Genomic DNA, 752 nt, shown 5'->3' on the forward strand with positions numbered 1-752 from the left:
AGCAAAAATAACGTTGCCACCTTAGATTTAGCCGATTACACGCCGGCGATGCGAGAATTACAGCAAATCTTAACCGGCACACTGATATATTCAACCCAACGAAAAAAAGACCTACCGCCACCGACTTTTACGGATAGGGATTTAAAGGAAGGGTTACGCAGAAGTTGGACAGCGGAGCAGATAGGGCATTTATTGATAAACTATGAAAGTGAATGGTATGCTGATGAAGGGTTAAGCAAATGGAACGAAGTTGATGAGCTATTTGAAGAAGAAAAGCAACAACAAAAAGCGCTTATTGAAGCGGGATTAGATAAACTTGGCATCACCGAGCCTTATCAGCGAGACTTTGCCATGAAAAAAGTGGACGAAGCGCACGAACATGTCAAAAGCAACTGGCAACTAGAAAAAGAAGAGCGCATTAACCCGTTATTCTGTATTAAACAATCGATAATAATTCAGAGGATAATAAACCTTGTATGATCGTAATTGTGTAAAAAACACACCATAAATAAGTAGGGCAAAGCTCACGCTAATACGAAAGTAAAAGACAATATTTTTTGTTTAGGTACATTCGAATATTTATATCTTTTTGAATTTAAATTAAAAATTGGTGTTTCTTGGTGGAGCGATAGAAATTGGAAAAAGCCTACTTACGACTTATTAAAAATCAATAAGTTAAAAATCTTTAAAAATTTAAAAAATCTGGTAGAATTTGTTGGTCGCTATAACTGTAAATAAAACAGATAGCTACA

The 752-nt window shown here is 35.8% G+C and carries 1 protein-coding gene; it reads left to right on the plus strand.

Annotated features, from left to right (window positions below; all coding sequences use genetic code 11):
- A partial coding sequence (locus tag A9G36_RS10200; RefSeq protein ID WP_176701026.1) for a hypothetical protein occupies positions 1 to 480 on the plus strand: 480 nt, incomplete at its 5' end.
- Between the last annotated feature and the right edge of the window lie 272 nt (positions 481 to 752).

Origin of the sequence: Gilliamella sp. Choc6-1 (assembly GCF_001690385.1) — a bacterium.
GTDB lineage: Bacteria > Pseudomonadota > Gammaproteobacteria > Enterobacterales > Orbaceae > Gilliamella > Gilliamella apicola_A.